The 24,006-nt window shown below is 61.0% G+C and carries 17 protein-coding genes; 2 read left to right on the forward strand and 15 right to left on the reverse strand.

What is annotated here, in order from left to right; genetic code table 11:
• Window positions 1-17: 17 nt before the first annotated feature.
• Window positions 18-488: a 30S ribosomal protein S7 gene (gene rpsG / locus HB676_RS29500; protein ID WP_213742006.1), complete on the reverse strand. Its 471-nt coding sequence runs from the start codon at window positions 486-488 to the stop codon at window positions 18-20.
• Window positions 489-502: 14 nt separating this feature from the next.
• Window positions 503-874, reverse strand: a complete 372-nt coding sequence (gene rpsL, locus HB676_RS29505; protein ID WP_213742007.1) for a 30S ribosomal protein S12 — start codon at window positions 872-874, stop codon at window positions 503-505.
• Window positions 875-1,618: 744 nt separating this feature from the next.
• Between rpsL and HB676_RS29510 the strand changes: the two genes are divergently transcribed.
• Window positions 1,619-2,827: an NAD(P)/FAD-dependent oxidoreductase gene (locus tag HB676_RS29510; protein ID WP_213742008.1), complete on the forward strand. Its 1,209-nt coding sequence runs from the start codon at window positions 1,619-1,621 to the stop codon at window positions 2,825-2,827.
• On the opposite strand, the gene HB676_RS29515 is transcribed toward HB676_RS29510, so the two are convergent.
• The 13 genes from HB676_RS29515 to HB676_RS29575 form a co-directional block, all read right to left on the reverse strand.
• Window positions 2,779-4,809: an ABC transporter ATP-binding protein gene (locus HB676_RS29515; RefSeq protein WP_213742009.1), complete on the reverse strand. Its 2,031-nt coding sequence runs from the start codon at window positions 4,807-4,809 to the stop codon at window positions 2,779-2,781. The genes HB676_RS29510 and HB676_RS29515 overlap by 49 nt on opposite strands.
• A gap of 130 nt (window positions 4,810-4,939) precedes the next feature.
• A complete protein-coding gene (locus tag HB676_RS29520) occupies window positions 4,940-7,003 on the reverse strand; it encodes an FAD-dependent oxidoreductase (RefSeq protein ID WP_213742010.1) in 2,064 nt (687 codons plus the stop codon).
• Between the two features lie 197 nt (window positions 7,004-7,200).
• Window positions 7,201-11,400: a DNA-directed RNA polymerase subunit beta' gene (gene rpoC / locus HB676_RS29525; RefSeq protein ID WP_213742011.1), complete on the reverse strand. Its 4,200-nt coding sequence runs from the start codon at window positions 11,398-11,400 to the stop codon at window positions 7,201-7,203.
• 152 nt (window positions 11,401-11,552) lie between these two features.
• A complete protein-coding gene (gene rpoB / locus HB676_RS29530) occupies window positions 11,553-15,674 on the reverse strand; it encodes a DNA-directed RNA polymerase subunit beta (RefSeq protein ID WP_213742012.1) in 4,122 nt (1,373 codons plus the stop codon).
• 473 nt (window positions 15,675-16,147) lie between these two features.
• Complete coding sequence (gene rplL, locus HB676_RS29535) at window positions 16,148-16,525, reverse strand: 50S ribosomal protein L7/L12 (protein WP_213742013.1); 378 nt, start codon at window positions 16,523-16,525, stop codon at window positions 16,148-16,150.
• Window positions 16,526-16,579: 54 nt separating this feature from the next.
• Entirely contained in the window at window positions 16,580-17,098 is a 519-nt protein-coding gene (rplJ, locus tag HB676_RS29540; RefSeq protein WP_213742014.1) for a 50S ribosomal protein L10, read from the reverse strand.
• A gap of 561 nt (window positions 17,099-17,659) precedes the next feature.
• Entirely contained in the window at window positions 17,660-18,634 is a 975-nt protein-coding gene (locus tag HB676_RS29545) for a 2-hydroxyacid dehydrogenase (protein ID WP_213742015.1), read from the reverse strand.
• An 85-nt stretch (window positions 18,635-18,719) separates the two neighbouring features.
• A complete protein-coding gene (rplA, locus tag HB676_RS29550) occupies window positions 18,720-19,412 on the reverse strand; it encodes a 50S ribosomal protein L1 (RefSeq protein WP_213742016.1) in 693 nt (230 codons plus the stop codon).
• Between the two features lie 6 nt (window positions 19,413-19,418).
• Window positions 19,419-19,847 carry a 50S ribosomal protein L11 gene (gene rplK, locus HB676_RS29555; protein ID WP_213742017.1) on the reverse strand — a complete coding sequence of 143 codons (429 nt, stop codon included), beginning with the start codon at window positions 19,845-19,847 and terminating at the stop codon, window positions 19,419-19,421.
• Between the two features lie 126 nt (window positions 19,848-19,973).
• The gene (gene nusG, locus HB676_RS29560; RefSeq protein WP_213742027.1) at window positions 19,974-20,504 is read right to left on the reverse strand and encodes a transcription termination/antitermination protein NusG; all 531 of its coding nucleotides are present in this window, start codon (window positions 20,502-20,504) and stop codon (window positions 19,974-19,976) included.
• 23 nt (window positions 20,505-20,527) lie between these two features.
• Window positions 20,528-20,719: a preprotein translocase subunit SecE gene (gene secE, locus HB676_RS29565; protein ID WP_213742018.1), complete on the reverse strand. Its 192-nt coding sequence runs from the start codon at window positions 20,717-20,719 to the stop codon at window positions 20,528-20,530.
• A gap of 254 nt (window positions 20,720-20,973) precedes the next feature.
• Window positions 20,974-21,687, reverse strand: a complete 714-nt coding sequence (locus HB676_RS29570) for an outer membrane beta-barrel protein (RefSeq protein ID WP_213742019.1) — start codon at window positions 21,685-21,687, stop codon at window positions 20,974-20,976.
• Between the two features lie 163 nt (window positions 21,688-21,850).
• Window positions 21,851-22,813 carry a helix-turn-helix transcriptional regulator gene (locus HB676_RS29575; protein ID WP_213742020.1) on the reverse strand — a complete coding sequence of 321 codons (963 nt, stop codon included), beginning with the start codon at window positions 22,811-22,813 and terminating at the stop codon, window positions 21,851-21,853.
• A gap of 291 nt (window positions 22,814-23,104) precedes the next feature.
• On the opposite strand from HB676_RS29575, the gene HB676_RS29580 reads away from it, so the two are divergent.
• On the forward strand, window positions 23,105-23,350 hold the full coding sequence (locus HB676_RS29580) for a hypothetical protein (RefSeq protein ID WP_213742028.1): 246 nt from the start codon (window positions 23,105-23,107) through the stop codon (window positions 23,348-23,350).
• Window positions 23,351-24,006: the final 656 nt, after the last annotated feature.

The following is a 24,006-nucleotide window of genomic DNA, read 5'->3' on the forward strand; positions in this document are numbered from 1 at the left end:
AATCCGTTGTTTCGCCGTTACCAGCGATAGTGCGAGAAGGCGCGGTTGGCTTCCGCCATCCGGTGCACGTCTTCACGCTTCTTGACGGCATTCCCCCTGCCATTCGACGCGTCGAGCAGTTCGGCCGAAAGCCGCTCCGTCATCGTCTTCTCATTGCGCTCGCGCGCTGCCGTGATAATCCACCGAATGCCGAGCGCCTGGCGGCGAACCGAGCGAACTTCGACCGGCACTTGGTAGGTGGCGCCGCCGACGCGGCGCGAACGCACTTCGATGGTCGGCATCACGTTTTCCAGGGCCTGCTCGAAAATCGGCAGCGGGCCCTGCTTGGTCTTGGTCTCGATCAGTTCGAGCGCGCCATAAACGATGGTCTCGGCGGCAGACTTCTTGCCGTCATACATGACCGAGTTCATGAACTTCGTAATGATGATGTTCCCGAACTTCGGATCCGGGTTCACTTCACGCTTTTCAGCAGAATGGCGACGAGACATTGATCTGTTCCCGCTTACTTCGGACGCTTCGCGCCGTACTTCGAACGGCGCTGCTTACGGTTCTTGACGCCCTGGGTATCGAGGACGCCGCGGAGGATGTGGTAGCGCACGCCGGGCAAATCCTTGACGCGGCCGCCGCGGATCATGACCACGGAGTGTTCCTGAAGGTTGTGGCCTTCACCGGGAATGTAACCGATGACTTCGAAGCCATTGGTCAGACGCACCTTGGCGACCTTACGAAGCGCCGAGTTCGGCTTCTTCGGGGTTGTGGTGTAGACGCGCGTGCAAACACCGCGCTTCTGCGGCGACTGCTGCAGCGCCGGCACCTTCTTGCGCGACTTCTGAACGGCGCGTGGACTTGCGATCAGCTGGTTGATCGTCGGCATGTCAGCCTTCACCCTTTAGTTCACGCGAAACCGGGAAACGGCTTCGCAAATTCGTTCGGAGCTACGGGCCCCACCCGGCCGCCTCTTGCGGAAAACTCCGCGCAAAGCGAAATCGCGCCAACCGCTCATTGCTGAGCGGAAAGCGCTTCGACGCCACAGAGGACCGCAGTTACGACCGCTCAGCGTTCGCTGATTGATCTGCTACCGAGGTCATGCATCCGATCAATCTCGAGGGAAACCGCCCCCGAAAACCAAGACCGTCCTGGCATTGCCTAGCTATAATCGACAGCGTTTGAGCGTCATTCGTCGAGGTTGGTGCCCGTCCCGATTCCGATAAACAGAAGCGAAAGGGTGATCCGTTCCGACGTAAGCGAAGCTCACCGCCTGTCGTTGAGTGCGCGGGTTCTATCGGCGCAAGAACGCCAAGTCAAGACGAAACGACAATGCGCGAAACAGCTCTGCCATCTGTAGAATCAGGGCTTCGCGCCTTATCGATCGGTCCGACAAACACAACCCTCAGCCATCCAGAAATAAGCCTTGGCTGGTCAGAAAATAAGCCCTCGTCGATCGGAAATATGCCTCCGCAGGTCCAAAAACACCGCGAAAATCCGCTAAATCTTAATTTTACCCGGGTAATATAGGTCAATTACCACTCTTCCAACTCCCTTCAAGACTGGCAATGAAGCTAAAGGTTTATTTCCCTTTCCCGGCGCAAAGATGGGGCCTCGCGGATGGGATCGCCCCATGAAGTACACGGATATTGCCATTGTCGGGGGTGGCCTCGCCGGCTCGACAGCCGCCGCGATGCTTGGGCGCGCAGGTGTGCAGGCGATTCTCATCGATCCCCACCCGGTCTATCCGCCGGACTTTCGCGTCGAAAAGCTCAGCGGTGACGGGCAAATCGAGCGTTTTCGCAAGACCGGCCTGGCCGAAGCCGTGCTGCGATCGGCTACGCACGACGGTGAAAACTGGATCGCGCGCGCCGGCTATCTGCTCGACAAGCGGCCGAGCCAGCAATACGGCATCCTCTACGACAGACTGATCAACGCGATTCGCGCCGAGATTCCCGCCGGGGTCGAATCGATCTGGGCCAAGGTCACTTCGATTTCGACCCGCGATGACCGGCAAAAACTGATTTTGTCGAATGGCGAGGAGATTTCCGCGCGTCTCGTGGTGCTGGCCAGCGGATTGAACGTCGGAGTGCGCCGCTGGCTCGGCATCGAGCGCCGAATCGTCAGCGCGTGCCATTCGATCTCACTTGGATTCGATATCGCCCCGGTCGGCCGCACGGCGTTCGATTTTCCCGCCCTCACCTATTTCTCGGAATGCACCAGCGAACGGATTCCCTATCTGACGCTGTTTCCAATCGGCAATACGATGCGGGCCAATTTGTTTGTCTATCGCCAGCTCGACGATCCCTGGCTGCCGCAATTCAAGCGCGCGCCGGCAGCGACGCTGAACGCGGCGATGCCGAGGCTGCGGCGCATCACCGGCGATTTCGAAGTCACCGGAGACATCAAGATACGGCCCGCCGATCTCTATGTCAGCTCGGGCCATCGCCAGTCCGGAGTGGTTCTGGTCGGCGACGCCTTTGAAACCACCTGCCCGGTCACCGGGACCGGCACCGACAAGGTTTTTACCGACGTCGAGCGGCTCTGCAACGTCCATATTCCGGCCTGGCTTGCGACCAGCGGCATGGCCGAGACCAAGATCGCGGCGTTTTACGACGATCCGATCAAGAGCGAATGCGACGCCTGGTCGATCGAGAAGGCCTACAATTTCCGCTCGGTGTCGATCGACGACGGCATCTACTGGCGCATCCAGCGCTGGGCGCGGTTCATGGCATGGTTCGGCGAAGGCAGGCTGCGGCGGCTCGGCCACCGCATCGGCGCGCAATTTGGAGCTCAATCCTCGTCGTCGTCATCCTCATCGTCGCTGTCGTCGTCGGCCTGATCGTCCGCATCGTGCGGGATGTGGCTCTGATCGTCCCAGAGCCTTCGATACATGCCGTTCATGGCGAGTAGCTGGGCATGCGAGCCGCGCTCGATCGCCTGACCGCCTGAGATCACGATGATCTCGTCCATCTCGACCACCGAAGTCAGCCGGTGGGTCGAGAAGATCATGGTGCGCCCCTTGGCCAGCTTCAGCAACGTCTCGTTGATCGCGGCTTCCGTGGTCTGATCGAGCGCCGAGGTCGCCTCATCGAGCAGCAGCACCGACGGATTGCGGACGATGGCGCGCGCGATCGCGATGCGCTGGCGCTGGCCACCCGACAGCGTATCGCCGCGCTCGCCGACCGGCGTGTCGTATTTCTGCGGCAGGCTCATGATGTAGCGATGGATCTCGGCCTTGCGCGCGGCCTGCTCGACTTCCTGGTCAGTGGCGCCCTCCTTGCCGAGGCGGATGTTTTCCCGGATCGACATGTTGAACAGCATGTTTTCCTGGAACACCACGGCCATGCTGCTGCGCAGGGACTCCCGGGTCACCTTTCGGATATCGACGCCGTCGATGGTGACGCGTCCTTCATCCGGAACGTAAAGGCGCAGGATCAGATTGAGCAGCGTACTCTTGCCCGAACCGCTGGGGCCGACGATCGCGATGGTCTTGCCGACATTGAGCTTGAGGCTGAGATTGTCGAGCACCGGTGTCTGGCTGCCTTCGTACTGGAAGGTCACGCGATCGAAGGTGATGTCGTTGGTGATGCGCGGCAGATCCGGCGCGCCAGGACGATCGGCGCCGCGGGTCGGCTCGTCCAGCATCTCCTGGATATGGCGCACCGCGGCCGCCGACTGGATCGATACCGGGATGAAATGCATGATATGCGCGATGTTGTAGGAGACCTCCCAGAATGCGCTTTCGAACGTCACGAAGGTCCCGATGGTGATATGGCCTTTGGTGGCGAGGTAGGCGCCGAGCGCCAGCACCACGAGGTGCAGCAACAACACTGAAATAGTAACGGTGCGCTCGACCATGGTCGACAGGAAGGTCGCGGCGGCGATTTTGCGGCGCGCGTCGTCGTTGCGCAGCGTGAACCAGCCCAATGTGCGGCGCTGCAGGCTGAAAGCCTTGACGACCGCCTGTGCCGCGATGTTCTCCTGCACCATCCCGAGCAGCGACGATTCATTGAGCTTCTGTTCGTAGTTCGCCTGCACCGCCTTCGGCGTCAGGATCCGCGGGCCGATCAGCGTGATCGGAAACACCAGCAGCGCCACGGCCGCGAGTTGCCAATTCAGGAACAGCATCAGGATGATGCCCGCGATCAATTCGAAGAACGGCAGCGCTGCGCTGTTGGAAAAACTCTTGATCGAACCTTCGAATGCCGACATGTCAATGGAGAAGCGCGAAAGAATTTCGCCGCGCTTGGTGCGGGCGAAATAGGCCGCCGGTAAATTCTGGACATGTTCGAACAGGCGCGAGCGCAGGTCCGAAATCAGCGACGCAGAGAGCTTGGCGTCCCATCGCTCGTACATGACAGCGACGATCGAGGTGACAATTCCCGCGACCGCCAGCACCGACAGAATCTTGACCAGCGCCTCGAAATCCTCCTCGCCGAGCGCGTCGTCGATCAGGAATTTCAGGCTGAGCGGCATGATGACGTTGAACAGCGTCTCGACCAGGACGCCGAGGCCGACGAGCGTAATGATCTTCTTGTAGTTTTTCAGAAACGGTTTGACGAACGCATAGATCGTGGCCAGCGCGCCAGCCGCTTCCTTGGCCGTAAAGACGACGAGTTCTTCGTCATCTTCATCATCCTCATCGAGTTCGTCTTCATCCTCGTCGTCGTCATCATCGTCATCGACGGATGACGCCGCCGCCGGCTTGCCGCCGGCGCGAACAGCCGCAGCCGCGGCAAGTTTGGCCTCAAGCTCGGACGCGTCAGGACCATCCGCGGAAGCGACGGTCGGATCATCCGGTGATGGAGGCTTGGACGCCATGAAACCAACCGATGCTGCACGGCCGGCATGACCGCAAAATCGACCCGGTGGTTCTACGCGTTCGGCAAAGCAACTGCCAACGAATTTCCACCTGTAGTCCCCGCCTTTGCGGGCGCGATAATCAGGTTAATCAATCGTCGGCTTCGACCTTGTCGAAGAACGAGTAGCGCAGGCTTTCGGAGTCCGCGTACCACTGACCGGGCCCCTTGTGCGCGGCCAGCGTCGCCGCCCACAGCGCATCGGTGCAGTCACGGCGGTGCATCGACAGATCGAAGCCGTTGCTGAAAAACAGTTCCGACCACTCCCACCAGGTACCGAGCTTTTTGATGCCGCGCAGCAAATCATATTGATCGATCAGCGCCGGCGCCATGTCCGACGTCACCGATCCAAAAATCAGCCCGGACTTCATGACTCGGTTGAGTTCGCGAATGGCGCGCGGCACCTGCTTTTCCGCGACATGGCACAGGCTGGTCTCGAACACGAAATCGAATTCGTCATTCTTGAACGGCATGTCGACGATCGATCCGAGCTTGCAATATTTCTTCAGCGCCTTCGGCGTCCTGGCGTGGATGGCGCGGTTGTTCTCGATGCCCCAGGCATCGATGCCGCGGGCGCGCAGCGCGCCGACCAGTTCGCCACTGGCAGCCCCGGCCACCAGCAGTCTGTAGCCCCTCGCCCGGTTCCAGACGATCTTGATGAGATCGGTGAGATAGGCCGGATCGGTAAACCGGCTCCAGACCTCACTGTAAGGGCCGAGCCCGCGATAATTCTCGAAATAATCGCGATCGATCTTGTCCGAGACCGGCTTGCCAGACTGGGTGCCCTCCCCGCGTGCACGGCGCAGCCGCATCATCTCGGTCAGGATGATGTCGGTGGCGGCATCGGAGGAATCCAACAGTCCGTTCAGCGTCGAGTCGAACAGATAGTCGCCGACCACGACCAGGCCGGGATGCTGTTTCGGATCGGGCCGGTGGTTCGTCATCACGTCACGCGCCGGCATGCCGCCGGGCAGCGCGTTGACAGAGGACAGCCAGCGGTGGATCTTGCCTTCGACGAAATGCGCGCGTGCATCCCCGAACGAGACCGGAAGCGATTTCAGCGCGGCATCGGTCAGTTCCTGATCGCTGAGATTGGCAAACGCCAGCGCGTCGGAGCCCGCGATCAGCCAGTTCAGCACGCCATGCTTGCCGACGTCATGGCGCGCGCCTTCGTTATAAACGCAGCAGCCGCCGAACGCTTCCGACATGAACCAGGCGCCGGGAATCTTGTCGCCCCAGAACGGGGTATCGAACAGGATCGACACCCGCAGATAATGCGCGGGCCGGTCGAAATAGGCGATGTGCTTGACCATCGACTTGCGCAGTTGCTCGCCGTCCCAGCGCATGGTGGCGAGCCATGAATGCGGCAGGCACATCACCACGAGATCGAAATCCCGGGTTTCCGGTCCCTTGCCGTTCATCATGTTGAGCTGATAGCGGCCGGACTCGGTCTTGCCGATCCTGAGCACGCGGTGATTGAGATGGATATCGGCATCGACTTCGGACTGCAGGCAGTCGATCAATTGCTCGTTGCCGTTCTGGATCGAGTACAGGCCGATATAGCCCTCGACATCCATCACGAAATTCTTCAGAGCGTTGAGCCCGTTGGTGTTGTGGCTCTCGGTGGCGATATCAGACCGCGCCATGGTCTTGAAGAAACGCTTGGCGACGGGATCGGTAACTTCGCGGTCGAGCAATTCCTCGCAGGTGATGTAGGCCCAGGGATGCTCGTTGTCGTGCGCGCCGACGCCTTCGTAATATTCGATCGGCGACACCATGTTGGCGCAGCGCTTGCGGAACGCCTCGATAGCATCGGCGGTCTTGGCGCCGTATTTGCGGCGCATGCCCGGCACGTCATTGAGCAATTCGCCGTCGAGTTGCACCTGCTCGGCGTCCATCGGGATGGTCTGCAGGCCGAAATGCTGGATCAACTCGCGCAGCGGATCGGGACCGGTCATCGAGTAATCGTAGATCTCGGCAACACCGGCCTCGTACATCGCGGGCGCGGAATCGAATTTGCGCGTGACGATCTTGCCGCCGACACGGTTCGAGGCCTCAAAAATGCTGACGCGGCAAAGCTCGCCGAGCTTCTTCTTGAGATACCAGGCGCTCATCAGCCCGCCGGGGCCACCGCCAACGATTGCAAGATCCAACATATATTTCCAGGTGTTTCCAGAGACCTGCCCGGTACCCTGCCCCATCTGCAAAGGTCCGATCTAAGCCATTTCAAATGAAGCGCTTTTTTCCCTGAAGGAAAGATGAACGGACGACAATAACAGAAGCAGAATAGCTAAAATATAGCAAAAAGGCCGGCTTTCGCCGGCCTTTTCACTAACATCTTGAATATGCTGATTTATTCTGCGGGCGGCAGCGCCAGCGGTTCGACTTCGGGAGCCGCTGGCACGATGGTCGCCTGCTTCTCGCGCTCGTCGAGGATCAGCTTGTCGCGCTTGACCGCGACTTCGCGGATCTTGGCCATCGAGGCACCAGTGCCCGCCGGGATCAGGCGGCCAACGATGACATTTTCCTTGAGGCCTTCCAGCGGGTCCACCTTGCCGTTGACGGCGGCTTCGGTGAGCACGCGGGTGGTCTCCTGGAACGACGCCGCCGAGAAGAACGAGCGGGTCTGCAAGCTCGCCTTGGTGATGCCGAGCAGTACCGGCGTTCCCGTGGCGATCTTCTTGCCCTCTTCCTTGGCCCTGGCATTGAGCTGGTCGAACTCGATCTTGTCGACCTGCTCGCCCGAAATCATGTCGGTCTCGCCCTGGTCGGTGATCTCCACCTTCTGCAGCATCTGACGGACAATCACTTCGATGTGCTTGTCGTTGATCAGCACGCCCTGCAGCCGGTAGACCTCCTGGATTTCGTTGACCAGATAGGCAGCGAGTTCCTCGATGCCCTTGATCGCCAGAATGTCGTGCGGCGCAGGATTGCCTTCGACGATGAAATCGCCCTTTTCGACGATATCGCCGTCCTGCAGATGGATGTGCTTGCCCTTCGGGATCAGGTACTCGCGAGTCTCCTCATTCTTGTCCATCGGCTCGATCGAGATGCGGCGCTTGTTCTTGTAGTCGCGGCCAAAGCGGATGGTGCCCGCGATTTCCGCGATGATCGCCGCGTCCTTTGGCTTGCGAGCCTCGAACAGTTCCGCCACCCGCGGCAGACCGCCGGTGATGTCACGGGTCTTGGCGCTTTCGGTGGAGATACGCGCGAGAATGTCGCCGTTCTTCACCTTGGCGCCGACGTCGACCGAGAGGATCGCGTCGACCGAGAGCATGTAGCGAGCTTCACCGCCACGCGCGAGCTTGAGGATCTTGCCATCCTTGCCCTTGATGACGATGGCCGGACGCAGATCGCCGCCGCCTCGCGTGGTGCGCCAGTCGATGACGACGCGCTTGGCGATACCGGTCGATTCGTCGAGCGTCTCCGAGATCGACTGCCCTTCCACCAGGTCCTCGAACCCGATGGTGCCTTCGACTTCGGTGAGGATGGGCCGTGAGTACGGGTCCCATTCCGCGATGCGCTGGCCGCGCTTGACCATATCGCCTTCATCGACGTGCATGCGCGCGCCGTACTGAATGCGGTGGGTCGCACGCTCGGTGCCGTCGGCATCGCTGATCGCAACAACCATGTTGCGGACCATCGCGACCAGAATGCCTTCGCTGTTCTTCGAGATCGCCTTGTTCCGGATCGTGACCTTGCCGTCGAAGTTCGATTCGATGAACGACTGCTCGTTGATCTGCGCCGCGCCGCCGATGTGGAACGTACGCATCGTCAGCTGGGTGCCGGGCTCACCGATCGACTGGGCGGCGATAACGCCGACCGCTTCACCGTGGTTGACCGGGGTGCCGCGGGCCAGATCGCGGCCGTAGCACTTGCCGCAGATGCCGTTGACCAGTTCGCAGGTCAGCGCCGAGCGTATCTTCACTTCCTGGATGCCGGCCTGCTGGATGGCGTCGACGTGAGTCTCCTCCATCAGCGTGCCGCGCTTGACCACGACCTTGTTGGTCGCCGGATCGCGCAGATCCTCGCCCGCGGTGCGGCCGAGAATACGCGACGCCAGCGAAGCGACCACGGTGCCGGCATCGATGATGGCGCGCATCTTGATGCCAAGCTTGGTGCCGCAATCGTCCTGCGTGATGATGCAGTCCTGCGCCACGTCGACCAGACGGCGCGTCAGGTAACCCGAGTTGGCGGTCTTCAACGCGGTGTCCGCCAGACCCTTGCGGGCGCCGTGGGTCGAGTTGAAGTATTCGAGAACCGACAGACCTTCCTTGAAGTTGGAAATGATCGGCGTCTCGATGATCTCACCCGACGGCTTGGCCATCAGGCCGCGCATACCGGCGAGCTGACGCATCTGCGCCGGCGAACCGCGCGCGCCCGAATGCGCCATCATGTAGATCGAGTTGATCTCGGACTCGACACCCTTTGAGTTCTTCTTAGTCGAGGAGATTTCCTTCATCATCTCCTTGGCGATTTCTTCCGTCGCCTTCGACCAGGCGTCGACCACCTTGTTGTACTTCTCGCCGTGGGTGATCAGACCGTCATTGTACTGCTGCTCGAAATCCTTCGCCAGCGTACGCGTGGTGTCGACGATCTTCCACTTGCCGTGCGGGACGACCATGTCGTCCTTGCCGAACGAGATGCCGGCCTTGAACGCGTTGTAGAAGCCGAGCGCCATGATGCGATCGCAGAAGATCACCGTCTCCTTCTGACCGCAGTGACGATAGACCTGATCGATCACGCCGGAGATTTCGCGCTTGGTCATCAGCTTGTTGATGACGTCGTACGAAATCTTGGGCGACTTCGGCAGCACGTTGCCGAGCATGACTCGGCCAGCGGTGGTTTCGATCCAGCGCTTGGAGATCTTGCCGGTTTCGTCGATGCCTTCCCAGCGATATTTGATCTTGGTGTGAAGGTGGATGACCTTCGAGTGCAAGGCGTGCTCGAGCTCGGCCATGTCGCCGAAGATCTTGCCTTCGCCGTGCAGGCCCTCGCGCATGATCGAGAGGTAATACAGCCCAAGCACGATGTCCTGCGACGGCACGATGATCGGCTGACCGTTGGCCGGATGCAGGATGTTGTTGGTCGACATCATCAGCACGCGCGCTTCAAGCTGCGCTTCGAGCGACAGCGGAACGTGCACGGCCATCTGGTCGCCGTCGAAGTCGGCATTGAAGGCCGCGCAGACCAGCGGATGAAGCTGGATCGCCTTGCCTTCGATCAACACCGGCTCGAACGCCTGAATGCCGAGGCGATGCAGCGTCGGCGCGCGGTTCAACAGCACGGGATGCTCGCGGATCACCTCGTCCAGGATGTCCCAGACCTCGGGACGCTCTTTTTCGACCAGCTTCTTGGCCTGCTTCACCGTGGTGGACAGACCTTTGGCGTCGAGCCGCGAATAGATGAACGGCTTGAACAGTTCGAGCGCCATCTTCTTCGGCAGGCCGCACTGATGCAGCCGCAGTTCGGGACCGACCACGATCACCGAACGGCCCGAATAGTCGACGCGCTTGCCGAGCAGGTTCTGCCGGAAGCGGCCCTGCTTGCCCTTGAGCATGTCGGCCAGCGACTTCAGCGGACGCTTGTTGGCGCCGGTGATGACGCGGCCGCGGCGGCCGTTGTCGAACAGAGCGTCGACGGCCTCCTGCAGCATGCGCTTTTCGTTGCGGATGATGATGTCAGGCGCGCGCAGCTCCATCAGCCGCTTCAAACGGTTGTTGCGGTTGATGACGCGGCGGTAGAGATCGTTGAGATCCGAGGTCGCAAAGCGGCCGCCGTCGAGCGGCACCAGCGGACGCAGGTCCGGCGGAATCACCGGCACCACGGTCAGGATCATCCACTCCGGCTTATTGCCGGAATAGCGGAACGCTTCGACGATCTTCAGGCGCTTGGCGAGCTTCTTGTGCTTGATGTCGGATTCAGTTTCCTGCATCTCGACGCGCAGCTGGGCATCGAGCTTTTCGAGCTCAAGACCTTTCAGCAGTTCGCGGATCGCTTCGGCGCCGATCATGGCGGTGAAGCTGTCCTGGCCGTATTCGTCCTGCGCCTTCAGGTACTCGTCTTCCGACAGCAACTGACGGTCCTTGAGCGCGGTCAGACCCGGCTCCAGAACGACGTAATATTCGAAATACAGAATCCGCTCGAGATCCTTCAGCGTCATATCGAGCAACTGGCCGATGCGCGAAGGCAGCGACTTCAGGAACCAGATATGCGCAACGGGGGCCGCGAGTTCGATATGGCCCATGCGCTCGCGACGGACGCGGGACAGGGTCACTTCGACCGAGCATTTTTCGCAGATGATGCCCTTGTACTTCATGCGCTTGTACTTGCCGCACAGGCACTCGTAGTCCTTGATCGGCCCGAAGATGCGCGCGCAGAACAGGCCGTCACGCTCCGGCTTGAAAGTGCGGTAGTTGATGGTTTCCGGCTTCTTGATCTCGCCGTAGGACCACGACAGAATCTTCTCCGGGGACGCGATTGAAATGCGGATCTGGTCGAAGACCTGAGCCGGCGTCGTCGGATTGAAGAGATTCATAATTTCTTGGTTCATCGTCTTCTCCTCGCGTGCCGATCGTCACCGGCAGCAAATTCGAAATTCTTTTTCAGCCTCGCACCCTGCTCAACGTCCGAGCGGAGCGCGGATGCCCGGCCATCTGTGCGAAGACGTGCTTCGCGCTTTTGGCCGGGCCTGACGCTTTTGAGTTACTCTGCCGCCTCGGATGTCGTGCCGCTGATCTTGGAATTATGCAGATCGACGTTGAGGCCGAGCGAGCGCATTTCCTTGACCAGCACGTTGAACGATTCCGGGATACCCGCTTCGAACGTGTCGTCGCCGCGCACGATCGCCTCGTACACCTTGGTACGGCCGGCGACGTCGTCCGACTTCACGGTCAGCATTTCCTGGAGCGTGTACGCCGCGCCGTAAGCCTCGAGCGCCCACACTTCCATTTCGCCGAAACGCTGGCCACCGAACTGCGCCTTGCCGCCCAGTGGCTGCTGGGTAACGAGCGAGTACGGTCCGATCGAACGCGCGTGGATCTTGTCGTCCACCAGATGGTGCAGCTTGAGCATGTAGATGTACCCAACTGTCACCTTGCGATCGAAGGTATCGCCGGTACGGCCGTCGAAGACGGTCGACTGGCCGGACGCATCGAGACCTGCAAGCTTCAGCATCTCCTCGATGTCGGCTTCCTTGGCGCCGTCGAACACCGGCGTCGCGATCGGCACACCGTGACTGAGATTACGGCCAAGCTCCATCAGCTCGCTGTCGTTGAGCGATTTGATGGTCTCGTCGTCGCCGTAGATCTTCTTCAAGGTCTCCTTCAGCGGCTTGGTGTCCTGCTTGGCGGTCGCGAGGTACGCGTCGACAGCCTGACCGATGCGCTTGCCGAGGCCCGCGCACGCCCAACCCAGATGGGTCTCGAGGATCTGACCGACGTTCATCCGGCTCGGCACGCCGAGCGGATTGAGCACGATGTCGGCATGGGTGCCGTCTTCAAGGAACGGCATATCCTCGATCGGAACGATCTTGGAGACCACGCCCTTGTTGCCGTGACGTCCCGCCATCTTGTCGCCGGGCTGAATCTTGCGCTTCACCGCGACGAAGACCTTGACCATCTTCATCACGCCGGGCGGCAATTCGTCGCCACGCTGCAGCTTTTCGACCTTGTCGAGGAAGCGCTGTTCAAGGCCCTTCTTCGATTCGTCGTACTGCTTCCGCATCGCCTCGATTTCGGCCATCAGCTTGTCGTTGGGCGACGCGAACATCCACCATTGCGAACGCGGATGCTCGTCGAGCACGGCACGCGTGATCTTGGTGTCCTTCTTGAAGCCCTTCGGACCGGCGATGCCCTGGCGGTTTTCCAGAAGCTCCGCCAGACGGCCGTAGACGTTACGGTCGAGAATCGCCTGCTCGTCGTCGCGGTCCTTGGCAAGCCGTTCGATCTCTTCCCGTTCGATCGCCAGAGCGCGCTCGTCCTTATCGACGCCGTGCCGGTTAAACACGCGCACTTCGACGATCGTGCCCTGCACGCCCGGAGGCACGCGGAGCGAGGTGTCGCGAACGTCGGAAGCCTTTTCGCCGAAGATGGCGCGCAGCAGCTTTTCTTCCGGCGTCATCGGGCTTTCGCCCTTTGGCGTGATCTTGCCGACCAGGATGTCGCCGGCGCGGACTTCGGCGCCGATATAGACGATACCGGCTTCGTCGAGGTTCTTCAGCGCTTCTTCCGAAACGTTCGGAATGTCGCGGGTGATTTCCTCTGGACCCAACTTGGTATCGCGGGCCATCACTTCGAATTCCTCGATGTGGATCGAGGTAAAGACGTCGTCCTTCACGATCCGCTCCGAGAGCAGGATCGAATCTTCGAAGTTGTAGCCATTCCACGGCATGAACGCGACCAGCACGTTGCGGCCGAGCGCGAGTTCGCCGAGATCGGTCGAGGGACCGTCGGCAATGATGTCGCCCTTGCTCACGAGGTCGCCCACCTTCACCAGCGGACGCTGGTTGATGCAGGTCGACTGGTTCGAGCGCTGGTACTTCATCAGCCGGTAGATATCGACGCCCGACTTGGTGGGGTCGAGATCGTCGGTGGCGCGGATAACGATACGGGTGGCGTCGATCTGGTCGATCACGCCGGTCCGGCGTGCGGCAATCGCAGCACCGGAGTCACGCGCAACCACGCCTTCCATGCCGGTACCGACGAACGGCGCTTCGGCGCGCACCAAGGGCACGGCCTGACGCTGCATGTTCGAGCCCATCAGCGCGCGGTTGGCGTCGTCGTTCTCGAGGAACGGGATCAGCGCCGCGGCGACCGAAACAAGCTGCTTCGGCGACACGTCCATATAGTCGACCTTGTCCGGCGTGATCGGCAGCACTTCGCCAGCGTGACGGCAGACGATCAGGTCTTCGGTAAAGCGGCCTCGATTGTCGAGCGGCACGTTGGCCTGCGCGACCCGGTAGCGGCCCTCTTCCATCGCCGAGAGATAGACCACCTCGTCGGTGACGCGGCCGTCCTTGACCTTGCGGTAGGGCGTCTCGACGAAGCCGTATTTGTTGACGCGCGCGAAGGTCGCGAGCGAATTGATCAGACCGATGTTAGGGCCTTCCGGCGTCTCGATCGGGCAGATACGGCCGTAATGCGTCGGATGCACGTCGCGCACTTCGAAGCCGGCGCGTTCGCGGGTCAAACCGCCCGGGCCAAGCGCCGAGAGACGGCGCTTGTGGGTGATCTCCGACAGCGGGTTGGTCTGGTCCATGAACTGCGACAATTGCGACGAGCCGAAGAACTCGCGCACCGCGGCGGCCGCCGGCTTGGCGTTGATCAGGTCCTGCGGCATCACGGTGTCGATATCGACACTGGACATACGCTCCTTGATCGCCCGCTCCATGCGGAGCAGACCGATGCGGTACTGGTTCTCCATCAACTCGCCGACCGAGCGCACGCGCCGGTTGCCGAGGTGATCGATGTCGTCGATTTCGCCCTTGCCGTCGCGCAGGTCGACCAGCGTCTTGATGACGGCGAGAATGTCTTCCTTGCGCAGGGTGCGATGGGTGTCGGGCGCATCGAGTTCGAGGCGCATGTTCATCTTGACGCGGCCGACCGCGGACAGGTCGTAGCGCTCGCTGTCGAAGAACAGCGACTGGAACATGGTCTGGGCCGAATCGATGGTCGGCGGCTCACCGGGACGCATCACGCGATAGATGTCGAACAGCGCGTCTTCACGCGTCATGTTCTTGTCGGCATGCAGCGTGTTGCGGATGTAGGCGCCGACATTGACGTGGTCGATGTCGAGCAGCGGCAACTCCTTGTAGCCCTGTTCGTTGAGCGCCTTGAGCGACTTCTCGGTGATTTCCTCGCCGGCTTCGGCGTAGATTTCACCGGTCTTCGGATTGACGATATCCTCGGCCAGATAGTTGCCGACCAACTCTTCGTCCGACAGCCGCAGTGCCTTGAGGCCCTTTTCCTGGAGCTGGCGCGCCGCGCGCACGGTCAGCTTCTTGCCGGCTTCGAGCACGACCTTGCCGGTGTCGGCATCGATCAGGTCGTTGATGGTGCTGTAGCCACGGAAACGGGTGGCGTCGAACGGCACGCGCCAGCCTTCCTTGGTGCGCTTGTACTGAATCTTCTTGTAGAACGTGCTCAGGATGGTTTCGCCATCGAGCCCGAGCGCGAACATCAGCGAGGTCACCGGAATCTTGCGGCGGCGATCGATGCGCGCGAACACGATGTCCTTGGCGTCGAACTCGATGTCGAGCCAGGAACCGCGATAGGGAATGACGCGCGCGGCGAACAGGAGTTTGCCCGAGGAATGGGTCTTGCCCTTGTCATGGTCGAAGAACACGCCGGGCGAACGGTGCATCTGCGAGACGATGACGCGCTCGGTGCCGTTGACGACGAAGGTGCCGTTCATGGTCATGAGCGGGATATCGCCCATGTAGACGTCCTGCTCCTTGATGTCCTTGACCGACTTCGCGCCGGTTTCTTCGTCGATATCGAATACGATCAGGCGCAGCGTCACCTTCAGCGGCGCCGCATAGGTCATGCCGCGCTGACGGCACTCGTCAACGTCATATTTCGGGGGCTCGAACTCGTAGCGGACGAATTCCAGCATCGATGTTCCCGAGAAATCCGAGATCGGGAATACCGACCGGAACACCGCCTGCAAGCCTTCGTCCAGCCGCCCGCCCGTGGGTTCATCCACCATCAGGAATTGATCGTAGGACGCCTTCTGAACCTCGATGAGGTTCGGCATCTCGGCGACTTCCTTGATGTGTCCAAAGAACTTGCGAACGCGTTTGCGACCGGTGAACGTCTGTTGCGCCATCGTGGCCTCTCATTTCGTCGCCCGTCACGGGCGAACCTTCCGAAGCGCGATTGGCATCGCCCCCGGGTTGAATTTCGATTCGTTCCTAAACCTGGACACTTCAATTACAGGATTTAAATCCTGAATCGAGGCGTCAGACCTTCAGAACGCAAAACGACGCGCGGGGCGCTTGACCGCACCCGCCCGTCTAACTCTGCCTCTTACGGACTGAAAAAGCCCGAAATTGCCTATCTCCCAACGGCTTGCGCAGAAACGCTGCCGTTCCCACCGCTTAACCGTGCTTTCGTGCTGCCGTCCCGATATGGGATGGCAATCGTGGAAATTCGAGGGGTAATCCCGCCAATCCCCACACATTCTTGTGTACAACATGCCTCCGGGGTCGCCCCGGAGGCATGTTGTGACCTTTTTGACCGATCCCGGACCGCGCAGCTCTCGCCTCGCCCGCCCGGGATGCCGCCCAAACAACCCGAAAGTTACTTGAGCTCGACCTTGGCGCCAGCCTTCTCAAGCTGAGCCTTGACCTTCTCGGCCTCTTCCTTGTTGACGCCTTCCTTGACGGGCTTCGGCGCGCCTTCGACGAGGTCCTTGGCTTCCTTGAGGCCGAGACCCGTGATGGCACGGACTTCCTTGATGACTTCGATCTTCTTTTCGCCCGCGGCGGCGAGAACAACCGTGAACTCGGTCTTCTCTTCCGCGGGAGCAGCAGCAGCGCCGCCACCGGCCGGACCGGCTACCGCAACGGCGGCAGCGGCGGACACGCCCCACTTTTCTTCAAGGAGCTTCGCGAGTTCGGCAGCTTCGAGCACGGTGAGGCTCGAGAGGTCGTCAACAATCTTCTGTAAGTCAGCCATTGATCTATTTCCTTAAGCGTATTGGTTCGAACCAGGTTTGATTTGCGAAGGGGGTCAGGCCGCTTCGCTCTTCGAGGCATAGGCCTGGACGACGCGCGCGAGCTTGGCCGCGGGCGCAGTGGTGAGCTGAGCGATCTTGGTCGCCGGCGCCACAAGGAGGCCGAGGATCTTCGCGCGCAGTTCATCAAGCGACGGCAATGCGGCAAGCGCCTTGACGCCGTTAACATCCAGGACGGTTTTACCCATCGACCCGCCGAGAATGACGAACTGCTCGTTCGTCTTGGCGAATTCGATGGCAACCTTCGGCGCCGCTACCGGATCGTTTGAAGTCGCGATCACGGTCGGCCCCTTCAGCAGGGAACCGATGGCAACGACATCCGTGCCTTCAAGAGCAATTTTGGCAAGACGGTTCTTCGAGACCTTCACCGATGCACCCGCCTGCTTCATCTGCATGCGCAGCTTCTGCATCTGGGCCACGGTGAGGCCGGAATAGTGGGCGACGACTGCCACGCTGGTGGTCTTGAACAGACCGTTCAGCGATTCAACCGCGTCCTTTTTTGCCGCTTTTTCCACAGCAAGCTCTCTCCGGTTGGCGGCCTCTACCTAGGCAGGACCGCCGGGTTACACCCATCGTCCCGCCTTAAACCTGACCTCGAGACATTCCAGTCTTCAGGACACGTCGGGCAGAACGACATATGAAAAGCCTGCCCTCCCGAGCCTGACGGCGCGGGGTGTCGAGGTTCGAACCATATCCGCAGCCCGTCGCATAGCGACGCAAAGCGAAATCCGGTCTTCACCCGTCTATGCAGGCCATGAATTAAGCCGTTGAAGAAACTTGCGTTTCAGCACAAGATTTCGGCTCGGGCGCCTGCAGTCTTGGACAGGATCGAGGCACTCCGGCAAGCCGGAAGCCCCTGCCCGCATCCCCCAGAACGACGGTTTTTCCCTTCCTTTCGAGCAATCCATGCGGATGTCCTGAAAGGAACGGTCTCCTATCGTATCGGGTTTTCGGAATGCGAGCACAAACGTGCCAGCAACAGCCAGCATGTCCGGAAACGGCTCTTTAACGATTCTTTTCCGGCTTGCCAAGCGCTAATTTCCGGCAGTTTCGATGACCCCGGTATTTGCGGAAAATCAGTTCGAAATCGCCGATTTTTGGGCGCCTCGAACCTCATGGACCAGCGGCTTCCCGGCGAAAAGTGCATCGAGATTGGCGATCACGCAGTCCTGCATCGCGATGTGCGATTCGATAGTGTGGCCGCCGAGATGCGGGGTCAGCACGACGTTGGAAAGCCCCGTCAAGGTGTCCGGGGCATGCGGTTCCTTCTCGAACACATCGAGACCGGCGCCCGCGATGGTTTTGTCGGTCAGCGCCGCGATCAGCGCCGCCTGGTCGATCACCGAGCCGCGCGAGATATTGACGACATAGCCGTCACTGCCGAGCTTTTGCAGGATGCCGGCATCGACGACGTGATGGGTATCGGGGCCAGCGCGAACCGCGATCACCAGCACGCTGCACCACTGCGCCAGCGCCTCGAGGCTCGGCAGGTATTGATAGGGCACGTCGTGCCGGCTGCGGCTGAAATAGCCGACCTCGGTCTCGAACGCCGCGACGCGGCTGGCAATCTTGCGGCCGATCGCGCCCATGCCGTAAATGCCGACGCGGCGACCCGGATTGCCGGACGGTGAGCTCAGCAGCGGCGCGGGTTTGGCGGCCGACCAGTCTCCGCTGCGGACATATGCATCCGCCGGCAGCAAGTGCCGCGTCACCGCCAGCATCAGGGTAACGGCCATATCGGCCACTGCCGCGGCGTTCGCCGCAGGACTATGGCCGACCACGATTCCGCGGCTGGCGGCGGCCTCAAGATCGACGCCGTCATACCCGGTGCCGTAGCAGACGATCGCGCGCAGCGACGGCAGCATATCCATCGCGGCCGCCGGCAACGGCGTGCCGCCCGCCGTAATCATCGCCTGGACGCCGGAAAGCTCCTCCGCCGTGAAAACTTCCGCCGGCGGCTTGCCCGCGGCATGCAGCAACTCAAATCGCTCGCCGATCCGCGCCATCATCGCCTTGGGGAAACGCGAATAGACCAGGACTTTGAATGGCATCGGACGAACTCCTAATCACAAAAAAGAAGGGCGGAATCGGTTGCCCAATTTCGCCCTTGATTTGTTTTAGCCGTTAGCCGTCGACCTAACCAAGCAGCGTGCCCGGCTCAACCTTGACGCCCGGACCCATGGTGGAGGAAACCGCCACGCGCTGGATGTAGGTGCCCTTGGAGCCAGCGGGCTTCGCCTTGGCGACCGCGTCCGCAAGCGCCTTGACGTTCTGCACCAGCTTCTCTTCCGAGAACGACGCCTTGCCGATACCGGCCTGCACGATGCCGGCCTTCTCGACCCGGAACTCGACCGAACCGCCCTTGGCGCCCTTCACGGCGCTGGTGACGTCCATGGTCACGGTGCCGATCTTCGGGTTGGGCATCATGCCGCGCGGACCAAGCACCTTACCGAGACGGCCGACCAGCGGCATCATGTCGGGGGTTGCGATACATCGATCGAAATCGATGGTGCCGCCCTGTACTTTTTCCACCAGGTCTTCAGCACCGACGACATCGGCGCCTGCGGCCTTGGCTTCCTCGGCCTTGGCGCCGCGTGCGAACACGCCGACGCGCAAGGTGCGGCCGGTGCCGTTCGGCAGCGTCACCACGCCGCGGACCATCTGGTCGGCGTGACGCGGATCGACACCGAGATTGATCGCGATCTCGATCGTCTCGTCGAACTTCGACTTGGCGCGCTCCTTGACCATCTTGACGGCATCCGCGAGCGGATAGAGCTTCTCGCGATCGACGCCCTCACGGGCCTTCTTCAAACGTTTTCCGATTGCCATGACCCGTTACCCCGCTACCTCGACACCCATCGAACGGGCGGAGCCCTCGACCATTTTCATGGCCGACTCGATAGAGTCGCAATTCAGATCCTTCATCTTTGCTTCGGCGATCTCGCGCACCTGCGCTTTGGTCACCGCACCGGCCTTGTCACGGCCCGGCAGCTTCGAGCCGGACGTCAGCTTGGCCGCCCTCTTGATGAAGAACGACATCGGGGGGGTCTTCATCTCGAAGGTGAAGGAACGATCGGCGTAGATCGTGATCACCACCGGGATTGGGGTATTCTTTTCTTCCTTCTGCGTCTGCGCGTTGAACGCCTTGCAGAATTCCATGATGTTGAGGCCGCGCTGACCAAGCGCGGGTCCGATCGGGGGCGAAGGATTCGCCGCACCGGCCGGCACCTGCAATTTCAGGTATCCGGTCACTTTCTTTGCCATATGTCACTCCTGTTATGCCGACCGAAATCGGCTGTTTCAGGTTTCGTGGTTCGGATGAAGACGGTTGGCGACCGCCTTGTCCTCCCACGACCTATCAACGCAAAGACGAGCTTCGCGCCCTTCCGATCAGACCTTCTCGACCTGACCGAATTCCAGTTCGACCGGCGTGGCGCGTCCGAAGATCGACACCGCGACCTTCACGCGCGAGCGCGCCTCGTCGATTTCCTCGATAACACCGGAGAACGATGCGAACGGGCCATCGGCCACGCGCACATTCTCGCCGATCTCGAACGACACCGACGCCTTCGGGCGTTCCACACCTTCCTGCACCTGGTGCAGGATCCGCATGGCTTCGGCCTCCGAGATCGGCATCGGCTTGTTTTCCGCGCCGAGGAAGCCCGTTACCTTCGGAGTGTTCTTGATCAGATGGAAGGCTTCGTCGGTCAGCTTCATCTTGACCAGCACGTAGCCCGGGAAAAACTTGCGTTCGGCGTCGATCTTGCGGCCGCGGCGTACTTCGGTGACCTTTTCGGTCGGCACCAGCACCTGTTCGAACAGCTCTTCAAGCCCACGCTGCTTGGACTGCTCGCGGATCGACTCCGCGACCTTCTTTTCGAAGTTCGAATAGGCGTGAACGATATACCAGCGCTTGTCCATCATCTGTGTTCCGGCGCTTGCCATTAGTGAATGCCGAGCAAAAAGGTGACGAGGTAGCGGATAATCTGATCCGCGGCGAAAAAGAAAATCGAGGCCAGCGCCACCATCACGAATACCATGATGGTGGTGATCATCGTCTCGCGGCGGGTCGGCCAGGTGACCTTGTTGGTCTCCGAGCGCACTTCCTGCAGGAATTTGAACGGGCTGAAAGCCATTCGTCTATGATCCGCGTCCGTCGTTCGACGATTTCAGGTTTAAGGAATCCGAACAGCCCTCTAGCGCCCAGCCCTCTCTCGAAGGATGAGCCGGCCAGCGGGCTCGATTGTTCGGGGGAATTCAAAGCCGCGCCGGATATCCGTCTAAACGGGCCGGCAGCAGGTGGCGGCTATGTACTGCGGGTGGGGCCAAAGGTCAAGGCAGGCAGGAACCCCGGGGCTGGGAACCCCGGGGTTCGCCGGCATCCGTCCGATCAAAAGAAGCGGTAGTTCAACCCGATCATCAGCGTCTGCATATCCAGTTTAATGACTGCGGGCGTCACGCCGAGGTTGCCGGTGGTCGCCGGCTGTTCGGTGATCCCGCCAAACCGCAGATAATCGTACTCCAGCTTGACCGAGAGGTTTTGCCAAAATGCGTATTCGATGCCGCCGCCGGCGGTCCATCCGGTCCGGTTGAAGCTGCCCGAGGCAGTCCCGCCGAGCCCGTCATTGGCGCTGAGCTTGTCCCGGGTCCAGGCGGCGCCGCCCTTCCCGTACACCAGCAGCCGATCGAAGGCGTAGCCGAGCCGGCCCGTCGCAGTCGCGACATAATCGTTCTTGTCAGAGATCGTCAGTCCGGGGCCGCCCGCAAAAGGGCCGCCAGCCGTCATGTTGATTCCCGACCACGCGTAGCTGCCTTCGGCGCCCAGCACGACGTTGCCGATCTGGTAATTGAACCCGAGCTGGCCGCCGGCGATGACGCCGTTGGTGTTGACCGACGTCCAGCCTGCGGCCGGCATGGTCGGGTCCATCCCGCTGAGATGGCTCTGGCCACCCCCCACCTCGCCGCCGACGTAAATGCCGGTCCAGCTAAAAATGGCAACCGCCACCGGTGCTTTTACCGGTGCGGGCGAATTTGCGAGATCCGCGGCCAGACCGGGTGTAGCCCCCGCCAGCAATGCCAGAACCGAGTACAATTTTGCGCGCACTTCCAAACTCTCCCCACAGATTCCCTGGGGTTAGATGTAGTCGAGCTGGTGAAGCAGGGTCTTGGACTGGTCGGCGCAAACCTAGGACTGACTGGCGCCCGGCCGCACGATCCCGTCGGATGGTTCAGAGAATGCTAAGCGGCATTGCAGGTGTCCCCGCGCTCTACCGTCCCCGCGCCGAGGATGGCGTCAAACCAAAGCGGCGGCGGAAGCAGCGATTAAAATAGGACAGATCGTTGAAGCCGCAATCGAGCGCGATGTCGCTGATCCGGCGCTCTCCCGCATGCGCCAGCAACTGCGCCGCCTTGCGCAGCCGCAGTTCGGTCAGCCGCATGGTGAAACTCGCACCGGCCTCATACAGCAGTTCGTTGACATAACGTTCCGAAAGACCCGCAGCCGCGGCGAGCTCCTGCGCGGAAAAATCCGGCTCGGCGAAACGCGCTTCCAGAATCGTCAGCACCGCCTTCAGCCTGACGGCGCGCAGGCCCCGGCGCTGGGCCGCCACGGCGACATCGCCCTGGGCGCCGAGGCCGATCGCGGCGAGATCGGTGAGATGCGCGCCGATCGCCATTCCCGCTTCCGCGACCACGTCGGGATGCTCCAAAAGCAGATCGCTGTAATCCAGCGCCAGTGACAACGCCCCGCCCGGCTCCAACTCGCGGGCAACCTTGGCTTCGATGTCGGGGACCAACGCCCGCATCGTCATGGCAGGCAAATGCACATTGGTGAAGCGCTTGTGGTTTCCACCATCGGCGCTGAAGAACGGTTCGTCGAGCTTGAGCAGTACCAGCGCGCCCGGCCGCATGGTGAATTCGCGGTTGCGATGAACCACCCGCGCCTCACGCGTGCCGCTGTTGCGCGCGAGGCAATAGCGGTCATCGTTGGTCGCCAGCACCTGACGGCGTTCGCGCCGTATCGTGGTGAAGGTGCCGTCGCAGCGGCCAAGCATGGTCGTTCCGATATGGATCGAATTCATCGCAGCCTGGAACGGCACATCGGGGGCCGGATCGAGCTCACCGGTATTGGAAAAATGCTCGAACAGTTCTGCGAACTGGATAAAACGCTGCCGGTCGTCAAGGCCCTCCGGCAGCATGTCGGTCGACAGCGTTTTCGTGACTACGGACATTTCGTGACCACGGACATGGAGACCTGGGCGATGCGGCGACCTGCCGATTTGAACGCGGCACGAATGCGGCGAACCTACCAACACTGCGCTGTGATGGGAATAGCGCCCGACAGTCCGTATCCGGCTACTCCGACGCCCGCCAGTCCAAGACGGTTGAAGCAACGCGTCGATACAACGACGCGCCACCGGCAGATTCGCGTCAGGTACGGCCGTGCATTCTCCGACGCGGGAATGCACGCAACAAAATCTCTCAAAGGAGAACACGACATGAAGATCTCTTCCGCCCGCGCGATGCTGCTCGGTGCCTTCCTCACGGGCTCGCTGATGAGCGCAGGTGTTATCAACGCGATGCCGCTAGCGCCCGTTGCGTCCGATGTGAATACCGACATCATCGCGGTGGCCGGAGGCTGCGGACCCGGCTTCCACCGCGGGCCCTACGGCGGTTGCCGGCAGAATTATGCGAACCCGGGTGCGCATGCCTGCCCGCGCGGCTTTCACATCGGCCCGGGCGGCGGCTGCCGTGGCAACGGCCGCTAAGGCGCGATCCTAACTACAAGCAAGCCTGCGAGACGGGATCGCCTTGGCGCGGTCCCGGATCGTTTGGATGATAGCACCGTCGCCTGGCGAGCGCTTCCGGTCAGTCCTTAAGCGGGGATGCTCGCCACAGGCTCGAATCTGCGACTAATTTTTTCACCTAAAAGCACCCTGAGCCGTTATCACGGCATCGTCTGGCGGTTCCAGAATTAACCCGCACCGCGTGTATTCAGCTTAACAAGCGAGTTTCGTTGCGGGTGGCACGCAAAAGGATTTAGCGTCCTCGCACCGGATATTGTCCCCATCCGGACCCAGCATGGCAAAGCCGCCGGGCGATCATACTACGCTCGGCGGCTTTGTTTTCCTTGAGGTCGCTTACGATGATTGGCAGTCTCGTTAATCGCAGTCTACAACCGGCGCCCGAATGGGCCGAAGTCTGGCACATTTGGACGGTCATCATTCCGCGTCGATCGATTACCGGCCGTCTCTTGCGCGGGAAGGTTTGGCGACGCTCTGACGGACGGCGCTGGATATACAAGAAGTTCGTCGAGTTTGACGCAACCTAAAAACCGCAAGCGAGTAAAACGCCGCAGATCGGCAGTTGATCAAGCTCGCCACCGGAAGGTGGGTAGCCTCCTTTGCTTATCCCACGCTCTAAG

This window comes from Bradyrhizobium sp. dw_411 (assembly GCF_018449695.1).
GTDB lineage: Bacteria > Pseudomonadota > Alphaproteobacteria > Rhizobiales > Xanthobacteraceae > Bradyrhizobium.